General features: G+C 45.2%; 10 protein-coding genes. 7 read left to right on the top strand and 3 right to left on the bottom strand.

From position 1 onward, the window contains the following. Nucleotides 1–577: ISAs1 family transposase (locus tag I6E40_RS10060; RefSeq protein ID WP_235386967.1), on the top strand; the 577-nt coding region annotated here is incomplete at its 5' end. A gap of 262 nt (nt 578–839) precedes the next feature. Here I6E40_RS10060 and I6E40_RS10055 read toward each other — a convergent pair. Both I6E40_RS10055 and I6E40_RS10050 read right to left on the bottom strand, forming a co-directional pair. Beyond that, entirely contained in the window at nt 840–1,556 is a 717-nt protein-coding gene (locus tag I6E40_RS10055) for a hypothetical protein (RefSeq protein WP_235386965.1), read from the bottom strand. A gap of 148 nt (nt 1,557–1,704) precedes the next feature. After that, complete coding sequence (locus tag I6E40_RS10050) at nt 1,705–2,850, bottom strand: hypothetical protein (RefSeq protein ID WP_235386957.1); 1,146 nt, start codon at nt 2,848–2,850, stop codon at nt 1,705–1,707. Nucleotides 2,851–3,290: 440 nt separating this feature from the next. Between I6E40_RS10050 and I6E40_RS10045 the strand changes: the two genes are divergently transcribed. The 4 genes from I6E40_RS10045 (at nt 3,291) to I6E40_RS10030 (ending at nt 7,671) form a co-directional block, all read left to right on the top strand. Continuing rightward, nucleotides 3,291–4,328 carry a helix-turn-helix domain-containing protein gene (locus tag I6E40_RS10045; protein ID WP_235386955.1) on the top strand — a complete coding sequence of 346 codons (1,038 nt, stop codon included), beginning with the start codon at nt 3,291–3,293 and terminating at the stop codon, nt 4,326–4,328. A gap of 512 nt (nt 4,329–4,840) precedes the next feature. Then, on the top strand, nt 4,841–5,857 hold the full coding sequence (locus I6E40_RS10040; protein ID WP_235386953.1) for a radical SAM protein: 1,017 nt from the start codon (nt 4,841–4,843) through the stop codon (nt 5,855–5,857). A 25-nt stretch (nt 5,858–5,882) separates the two neighbouring features. Continuing rightward, a complete protein-coding gene (locus tag I6E40_RS10035; protein ID WP_235386944.1) occupies nt 5,883–7,064 on the top strand; it encodes an HIRAN domain-containing protein in 1,182 nt (393 codons plus the stop codon). A 118-nt stretch (nt 7,065–7,182) separates the two neighbouring features. Further along, nucleotides 7,183–7,671, top strand: a complete 489-nt coding sequence (locus I6E40_RS10030) for a 3'-5' exonuclease (protein ID WP_235386942.1) — start codon at nt 7,183–7,185, stop codon at nt 7,669–7,671. A 165-nt stretch (nt 7,672–7,836) separates the two neighbouring features. Here I6E40_RS10030 and I6E40_RS10025 read toward each other — a convergent pair whose 3' ends face one another. Then, complete coding sequence (locus tag I6E40_RS10025) at nt 7,837–8,175, bottom strand: hypothetical protein (RefSeq protein ID WP_235386940.1); 339 nt, start codon at nt 8,173–8,175, stop codon at nt 7,837–7,839. Between the two features lie 356 nt (nt 8,176–8,531). On the opposite strand from I6E40_RS10025, the gene I6E40_RS10020 reads away from it, so the two are divergent. Beyond that, nucleotides 8,532–9,206: a hypothetical protein gene (locus I6E40_RS10020; protein ID WP_235386938.1), complete on the top strand. Its 675-nt coding sequence runs from the start codon at nt 8,532–8,534 to the stop codon at nt 9,204–9,206. Nucleotide 9,207: 1 nt separating this feature from the next. After that, nucleotides 9,208–9,897 (top strand): hypothetical protein, encoded by a 690-nt coding sequence (locus I6E40_RS10015; protein WP_235386936.1) that lies wholly within the window; start codon nt 9,208–9,210, stop codon nt 9,895–9,897. Nucleotides 9,898–10,098 lie beyond the last annotated feature (201 nt).

Genomic DNA, 10,098 nt, shown 5'->3' with positions numbered 1-10,098 from the left:
ACGGGCAAAAGGCGGAGATTTCCTGATAGAGCTCAAAGCCAATCAACGGTCGCTACGTTATGAGGTCGAGGACAGGCTCAAGGAACATGCTCCGTTGTATTCATATACTGAAGGTCCGGAACTCGGCCATGGGAGAATCGAGACAAGGACTTACAACATCTATGACGGTCTTGAAGTAATAGCCGACAAGGAAAAATGGGGCGGAAACATGACAATCATCGAATATAAGTCGTCCACAATCAAAAAGTCCACAGGCGTGTGTACTTCCGAAAAACGGCTGTACGCCAGCAGCCTGCCTGCGGACACGCCAAAGCTGGGCGCAATAGTGCGCAACCATTGGGCTATAGAAAGCATGCACTGGCAGCTCGATGTCAGTCTTTTACAGGACAAGGTGAAACGGAAATCGGCAAAAGCCGCCCGCAACCTTGACACCATCCAAAGGATGGTCTGCACCATATTTTCCGCATGGAAAGGACGGCGCAAAAAGAAGATCGACAAGAAAAAAGGTTTGGCCGAACTGATGAGACACATCTCGATGAGCTTTACTTGTCTGATTCGATTTTTAGGACAAAAATGAAAAAAATATATAGTTCAATAAACAGATAACTACCTGAAATAAAACTAAATATACTTACCCAATTCAAACTGAATCGGGTAAGGGAGCTTTTGTCGCTATTTTATTCTTAAATGAAAGAGCCGTGCTGAGCCTGTTTCTCTGACCCTTGGAACGTCAAACTTAGGTTAATAAAAAGGAGGGTGTGTCAAAATGCACATTTTGGATACACCCTCGAAGGTGCGTCAGAATGGCTATTATGACACACCGCCCTGCACATTCAGATTTATTCCTTATCCTTGTCCTTATCCTTAAAGGCTTTTTTGTTTGCCTTTATCTGTTCTTCTGCCTGTTTGAAGGCTTCACTCTGGCTGTCCATGATAACGATTTTCTTCAGTTTTGCCCATCTGGCTGCATTGTAGTCACAGACGCTAATGTAAAATCTGAAATTCAGTTCTTTGCCCTGTTCAACGGGATATAGGGTCTGCCAGTTGGTGCCAGCTGAACCCGTTTCAATGGCATTGCCGTCAGAGTCGTAGGCCACGGGCTTGTAATTCGTGAAAGGCGTCTGCTGGTTTGCATCAGCTGTCAGCAAAGTACTGGCGTAGGCCTGTCGTGCATCGTCAAGCGTGAAGTTCCCTTTAAGTTCCAAAGGCAGGCCTTCGGCAAGTTCGGTGGGAATCTCTACCCCCTTCAGTGTCTTTGAGACTGCGGGCAGGGTTTCTTTCTTGAACTTAGTGGCGTTGCCTTGATGGATGTAGTCTTTCCAGAACTTACTGGCCTCTTCGGGGTCCTTCTCCTTCAACTCTTCGTACTTGGCATCGGCAGCTGCTTCTGCTGCTTCAAACTCAGCCACGACCTTTGGCAGTTCACCAAGAAGACCATCAGTAGGAATGGCGGCTGCTTCTGCCTCTGCCTTGTTGCTACCATCTCCGCAAGCGGAGAACATGCCTGCTACGAATGCTAATATAGCAGTAACTAAAAGATTTTTTGTTTGTTTCATGGTTGTTGATTGTTAGTGATACGTTTGTTGATTTATGCGAGGTGCTATGGATTGCACACATTACGGGCGGCGAATCGGGGATGGCTGCAAGATCTATTGCGTAAATGACCATCCTTTGAAACGAATTTATGGTGGTCCTACATAATAATTATTCTACCTTATAGCGTGTTTTCTTATTCTTTAGGTTGGTATATCCCTTGATGCCTTCGGGATTATAGATGTCAAGGTTTGTATAACTATACATGATGAGATTTCCCTCATGGTCGAAATGCAGTTTGTCGCTGTTGCGCTGGATTTTTATCGGTAAGGAAGTGATAGGATTCTTGATGGGGGTGGTAATATTGTCTGTCACCTTCGGCGTGCCAGAGAAATCGTTTGACGGCCATTCCATGTAATACTTTCCATATTCGGAGCACTCGGCTATGATGCTCTTCGGTCCCATGGCGAAGTTGCAAAATCGGTTGTCGCTGCTTTCCAACTGATATAGTTGCTCCCACTTGATGTCCTGCCAAGGGAGGGGAGTCTTTCCGACGAATCTGTTCCAAGCGGCATAGAGGAAACCATCTTTGATGGCTGAAGCCTTAATATATGATTCTAACTTAAAAACTTTTGCACCTCCTTCTGCCTCATGATATGTCTTGATGGTTGCAGCTGCTGTATGGGGTATAGATACAATGTAGTCTGACATAACGGCAATCATAGAACCATCGTCAAAAACGAAGGCGTTCATTACGTCTTTGGTGATGAACTCCCTGACAGGTTTGCATGCTCCATTCTCCAGGTCAAACAGGATGGCACCATGACCATAGGCCACCAGCCAACGTTTGTTGGGTGAAAACACGATGCCTTCGAACGCACGTTGATGGGCAATGAGACCTTTACCCGGGGCGCTCGTGGGGAAAAGGCAGGGCGATGTTTCGCGGCTCTTGCCATCATAGCGCACCAATCCGACATTGGTCACCATCATGTAGAGATCCTTGCCATCGTGTCCGATGGCTGTTATCATCTTGTCGCGACCTCCTGGAATGTATTGACTGATGTTGCCAGTCTTCTTATCCACTGCCAACACGGCACGACCCAACTGGTTGATGAAGTAGAGGGCATCGGGACCTTCTGCCAATGGTTTCTCAAGCGACCCGTCACTTCCCAAATCAACCATGGCTATGGTAGCCAACGTGTTGGTTTTCTTCACTGCTGTAGGTGTGCCCTTCTTCGCCACAGGCTTTCTCACTTGTGCCGAGATGGTCAGAAATGTCATCAATAGACAAAGAACTAAAAAAATGTTTCGTTTCATGGTAAGAGATTTTGTGTGTGATAGTTTGAAACTTGGGGGCAAATATAATTCTGCCATTGATAAACAAAAGGAATTAAATGGACAGTCATACGTCAAACTAACAAATTCAGTTGTCAAAGCGTAAATTTTTATCTAATGACTTTCTGATTGCAAATGATTTCCGCGATAAACCTGTATATTTGTAGGAGAAACACAAATCCTTTCATTGAAACATATCTCGTGAAAAAAAAGAATTTCCTCAGAAAAAATTGCAGCGCGCAAGGTTTTGTGATGTTTTTGGGATACATCTTTGAGAGGGAGTGCAGCCGGCTTCATAACGATGAGAGGATTCAAAACAGCTGCTCCCAAGAAAATGAGTTCCAAATAAACGAACAAGGCAAAATGGCAAATCGTAGCAACTCATTTTTTTATCATCACTTATAGAAGCGACCTATATTTGTATGGAAGAATATTTGAATATATCGGCATTTTTGGTTGGCATTACGACGACCTTCTTCACCATCTTTTCACTGCGAATCCTGTTCTATCAAAAGGAAAGGACACGCTTCCAATTGGTGCTGGGCAGCATCATGGCTATCTGTGCAATATCGTGCATGAAGGACTTAGTGCTGACCTTTCCGGGAATGTACCGCCAGGAGGTGCTCAATTGGGTGTTTGTCATTGATGCTTGGTCTGCGTTGTCCTACACTGTATTCGTCTTTGAGGTCGTCATCCCCCGTTGGACCACAATCAACCGTCTCATCCTGCTCTCGCTGCCCTTTGCCTGCTTCACCATATTATATATTGTGTGGCCCATTCAGATGGTTATCTATGTCTTATCGGCATTCTTGTGGTGCTATGGATGGACTGTTATCATTATTGGATGGTTGAAGGTGCAGCGACATATAAAGTATGTGCGTGCAAATTTCTCCAATATCGACCGCATTGACACGACATGGCTGAAGCCCGTTTTCGTCTTCTGTATTGTCAGCCAACTGGCGTGGTTTTTTAGTTCGCTCTATGCCACAATGCTGACAGATATCATCTATTATATCTCTTTTATCCTCCTTTGGCTTATGGTGCTGCGCTATAGTTGGAATTTCCGCCCTATAGCCGCTAATCCCGAAGAGGATTTGCCAGTCTCCGTACAGTACGTGTCGCCAGCCCTTGCCGAAGGTGCTTTGGAGGTCCTGATGGACGAGCAGCGGCTCTATCTCAACAAAAATCTGACGCTTGCCGACCTGGCACAGGCTCTGAACACCAACCGCACCTATGTCAGCCAATATCTCAGTCAGGTGCGCGGTCAGACATTCTACGACTATATCAACCAATTGCGCATCCAACAGGTCAGCATCCCCATGCTGAAGGAACATCCTGAATATACGCTGGAATATGTCGCCTCCCAAAGCGGCTTTGCCTCCATCTCCACGTTCCGCCGCGCTTTCCTCAAACTCACAGGTTTGTCTCCACGCCAATACGCTGTTTCCGATGAGTTGTAATTGATGGGGGATGTAGCATCCCTGATGGGTTCTATGAATTTTCTACGCTAATCTTTAACCCAAGTTTGATGCCATAAAAAATTTATTACTGTCCGCTAAACATGTTTTTGTGTCGAATAATACGGTTTTTGGCGAAAGACAAGCCCCCTCTTAAGAGGTAACAACGGCTGTCCGCTAAAAATTCCGTCTCTCACACGACATAAACCTAACCGTGAATGGCTATCTTTGCTATTTTGAGGCATATTCTGTCCCATTACAGCAACCAAAAGACTACTTGTGCGTCCAGTATATCGGCTGTCCGAGAAAATAGAAGTCCCTGAAATCTCCAAAGATTTTTAGCGGACACCAATAAAAAACATCTTGGAGAATAGACGAAACGGAAAAGATAAAACCAAACTACTTTTGTGCCAATAATAGGATATAACGCTACATCGTGTTTTGATAAAACGTTTCCACATCTGCCAGTCTTTTATTGCTATATTTGCAAGGTGTTAAAACCTACTTGATTTACCATGAAACCGTGTGACCTGACACAGCGTCAGTTTCTCCAGAGTCAGTGCAGATACTACAACGGAGAGAGCGAACCACCCCGTTCGCTTCCGGAAGGGTGTGACTTGATGTGGGGCTACGAAAGGAATTGGGTGCTGTGGTCTTTGAAGAATGACCCAGTGATGGAGCAGTTCCAAAGAATGATTGAGGAGTTTCATCTGGAAAACAAGGATGGTGACAAGACGCCATTGACCATGAAAGCCTTGCTACTTAACCGCTATCTGCATTGGAGTGGTGCGTACGCTCCCATAGAAGAGGCGTTGAAACACTTTGAGAAATGGTATATGGATCATTACCTGATACGGTCGACCAACGAAGAGCGGAAAGCCTATGCCAGTCCCATCTTCGGCATCAGCCGCCACCGCATGGGCGTGGATGGCAAGGGCGTGACCACCCTCGTAACGTTTATGGGCTGTCCGCTGAAATGCCGCTATTGTCTGAACAAGCAGTGTCATGAGGACATCTATGAGGAAGATGGGCGAACGTTGCGCCGTGGCATACAGATGCTCACCCCACAGCAACTCTACGACATCGTGAAGCAGGACAACATCTATTTCCAGGCAACCGGCGGCGGCATCTGCTTCGGTGGCGGTGAACCAACCCTGCAGGCACAGTTTATCACGGCGTTTGCCAGACTCTGTCCGAAGAACTGGAAGATTACGCTGGAGACTTCGTTGCACTGCTCATTCGACACCATCAGGACTTTGGCTCCGCATGTGGACGAGTGGATAGTGGACATAAAGAGCATGAACGCTGACATATATTATAGATATACGGGCACGAACTCTGCTGTACATCAGCATCTGGAGTGTGCGAAGAAACTATTGTCGCCCGACAAGGTGACGATAAAGGTGCCGCATATTCCGGACTTCACCACTGAGGAGGATGTCCGGGAAAGCATCAAGGAACTCCGAGAACTCGGCTTTCACAACATCGTGGAATGTAATTACACGAAACAGGAAACCCGTATTACCAAGTAATATGACATAGAAAATCCTGATGATTATGGACAAGGGAAAAGAAAAGTGCGAAATATTGAAAGCCATCCGTATTTATGTGGCTGAAAAATATGGCTTGGACTATGCAACCACGGAGTGTAGCCATAAAGGCGATTGCCCCGGCACCTGCCCTAAGTGCGATGCCGAACTGGCAGACCTCCAGCGGCAGTTGGAGGAACATGGCATTTCCGATATCGCTCAGGACAAGAGACTGAGCGATATGGTGGAAAACTATATCAACACCCTTCGCCAAGACGAAGACGAGCAACTGCCTTTAGGTGGAGAGCCTGCGCCCCTTGATGACGTATTCGCCACAGAGGGAATACCGACATCGACTGTGCCCCTGGAAGGAGACATCACGGAGTTCCCTCCCATTGACCCCGCGCCCGAATACGAGCGGAAGGTTATTCTGGAGTGCCCTGTGGCGGGCATTGGTTTCCATGACATCAAAGAAATCTGGGACGAACTGTATGTGGGCGCCAAACTCGCACTGGTGCGAGAGCCGAAGAACAAGTACGACAAGAATGCCGTGGCAGTGGCGTTGGCTGCTGACTATGATGATGACCCCGAGGACTTTGACTTTGATTACATTTTAGGTTATATCCCACGCAATCAAAACACAGCCATCGCTGCCATGCTTGACATGGGTTGGCAGGAGATGTTGGAGGCGGAAATCACGGAATTGAAAGACCATGCACCTTATAGCGACAAGTTGCACATCACCGTCTATATCCGAAGCAAGGAACCCATTCTGCCTAAAGATGACCGTCTGCATATCCTTGATTTTGATGATGAAGAATGGGAAGCGTTTACGGAAGAGTTGTGGCAGAAAGGCTACACCTATCGGCGTTGGGGCAAACTCCTGCCTGACGTAACCGACCTCCCGGAAGAGGGTGACATGGTCGTGTTCATCCATCCCGAAGATGAAAAGAAGGTGCTCTACCTGATGAAAGTCATTGCCGAGGGTGACGAACAAGCGCGGTCCATCCTCTCTCATGGTGAAAACCCGAACGACTCGGTTGACGACTGCTGCCCCTACGTGCTGACTGTTGTCAAAGGACCATTGGTACTCCCATCCGACGAACTCGTTTTTCTTGGCACACAATGGGTAGGACATTGCCACCCGGACTTCAAACTGGAGAAAGAGGTTTCAGATAAATTGCTAACGTTACTACAGGGAAGTCGCTGAACAGTGTCATTAAGGGCACCATTGGCTTTGATACTTATGATTGCCGAAAGTCGCACCGAAGAAAAAGATGTGATGGTAAAGGTGGTAGTCAATCTAATCAACAAAAATAACCGGTGAGATGCAAGACTTTGCTGCAATAGACTTTGAAACAGCCAACAACGAACGGTCATCGGTGTGCTCGGTCGGAGTAGTCATCGTGCGCGACGGTGAGATAGTAGATAAGTTCTACTCTCTCATCAAGCCCGAACCGGAATACTACAACTATTGGTGCAGTCGGGTACACGGATTGTGCGCCGACGATACCGACAATGCCCCCATATTCCCGGAAGTATGGGCACAGATAGAACCCAAGATTGCCGGTCTTCCCCTTGTCGCTCACAACAAGTCATTCGACGAGAGTTGTCTGAAAGCCGTATTCCGAGTGTATCAGATGGACTATCCCGATTATCCATTCCTCTGCACCTGTGTGGCATCTCGCAAAGTGTGGCATGGCGGCAGCCACTCTCTTGATGTGATTGCCGCCCGATGCGGCTATGACTTGTCAAACCATCATCACGCTCTGGCTGATGCAGAAGCCTGCGCTGCCATCGCATTACAAATACTATAGCCTTATGATAATAGTTCGTTGAAAATTGAATAATCACGCAGCGTCCGAGACACCACAAATAAGAGTTCTTTGAAATCGTTGGTATTTAATAGCCTGTGTGGGCGCTTTCCAGACATGCGAATAAATCTCTGTATCATATCCGCATTATGAATCAGCGTCTTCACATTAGAGACAGGAAGATGCATGCCGCAGCTCCGAGAAAAAACTCACCACGTTGATAGAGGAGAGTGACATGTTGAACGCAAAGTCCAGTGATTCCCTCTTCCATGATTGGCAATGGGTGAGTCCGGCAAACTGCTTTGCATCGCGGTAAAGATACTCAATCCCTGACTTGGGAATGTAGCTCGGATCGATGGCGATGGCAATCCTGTGCCGGAGTTTCTCCCTGCAGAAAGCAAGGTTATATCTCACCCAGTCAAACTTCTTTCGGAAGTTCTGTCTGAAACGGCTCTCACTGCAGTCGCAGAACAGTGCCATTTGTGTGAAATTCTTACGTTTCGTCATGCTTAGGAAAAAAATTGAAGTAGTGACGAAGAAAGTTTGACACTCTTACGAAACTTTGCAGTGCCATTAAGGGCATCATTGATGATCTTGGTGAGCTGGTCAAGTAGCTGAAATTCCATTAGTAAATTGGTTTGTGTGACAACTACTAATTTGCTAATTATTAGTTGCTTGACCAATTTTTAAAACGCTTGTTTTCGGTCTCTTAGGCTATTATTCCCATCTATTTTAAGAATCGTTGTTTATGGTTGTCTGACAGGTGTACAAGTTCCTGTCAGAGGTGCTGTATATATGACGTAACATATTATAAATAAATCTATAAACTGAAAATTAACGAAGTATCAAAATAAGTAAAGTATATGTTACACAGTACGTATCATCATAAAGAAACTAATGAAGATCCAAAGACTTCGGCTGTTTTTGAGAACCTGATGCTATTGCCGGATAATGTGTTTTGGCATCTACTGAGACAATCTTGTTTCAGCAACGATACTATGCCTATACATTCAGGGCTGCTGCTGTCTTATGAGTTCTGGTCCCATTGGGATAGAACAGGAACAGACAATACAAACTATGTCGAGCCAGATTTGTTTCTGGAATTCGAGTTGTTCAATGTCATAATTGAAGCAAAATACGGTGACTATGGAGGTCAGTACCAGCACCAGTGGCAACAAGAGATAACTGCGTACCACAATGAATATGGCGACGAAAAGCCGTTTGTTTTTATTGCTGTTGGCGGTAATCAGTCCATTGTGGCAGAAACAATTTCGGTCAAAGGTGAAAAAGTCAAGATTTACAAGTGTAACTGGCTTTCTATTTTAATGGGGGTCAACAAGTACCAAAAAGAACTTGAATCTATATCTGCGCCAAACATGAATGTTTCGGCTACCCTGCGTTTACTTGATAACATTATACTGGCTTTTAATATCAATGGCGTGTACAATATCGATTGGTTCAATTCAATGGCACAGCCAATACCAATCATATCAGAGTCATCCTTAGAGAACATAAGTAAATATTTTAATTGGAAGTAGTATGAGCAAAGAGATAGATAATATTTTCGTTGACGTAAGAAACGCTTTTAGACTGTTGAATCGGTATCAGAAACGGATTCTCCAGATTGTTTCTTATGTGAGAGAGCAGACACCCTACACGGATATGTGGGGGAGCAGAAATTGGTACTTTGATGAAATAGGTAAGCGAAGAAATAGTCCTGATTCTGAATATGCCAAACTTTCCGTCCGCAAGGATATGTGGGGATGGGATTTCTTGTATGGGTACATATTTGAATACTACTTCGGTCGCCAGAGAATTGACAAGAAGAATGTAGAAATGTCTATATTCCAGATCTCCGATGATGGATATTTCATTTCGAGTCAGGATAAGAAGCACATGACAGACATTGCTAGTTTTACTCCTTCAGAGCAATCACATAGTTATTTGATATTTAACCTGTCTGTTTTCCCCACCAAAGTATGTAATCTGTGGCTTAGTGATCCGTCTTTCCCCGATGACGAGTGGGATGACTTTCTGACAAAGTTCCTTTCTTCTTCGTCTGATACAAAGATTACACGGAATGAAAAAGGAGAAGTAACCATCCTAAAGAAATATGAAATGCAACGTTTTTCTTCTCAGCAGTCAGCAGATGAAGTTATAAGAGACTTTGGTAGAATTGCAAAGGATAATACTGGAATAGAACTGTTCAAAAAAGTTTTTTACGAATAATAAGATATGGCACTGACAAAAGAACAAATACTAACCCTTACCTGTCTGAAGGAAGTGGACGTTAAGGGAGTTGGCTCACAAAAGATATTTGCGCGAAGTGTGAATATAACTGTGGATTAGATTGTTTTATATTGGTGTCCGCTAAAAATCTTTGGTGATTTCAGGGACTTCTATTTTCTCGGACAGCCGATATACTGGACG

It is taken from the genome of Prevotellamassilia timonensis (assembly GCF_021531665.1).
Lineage (GTDB): Bacteria > Bacteroidota > Bacteroidia > Bacteroidales > Bacteroidaceae > Alloprevotella.
Note: the sequence above shows the minus strand (reverse complement) of the source record. Positions and strands in the feature narration are given on the sequence as shown.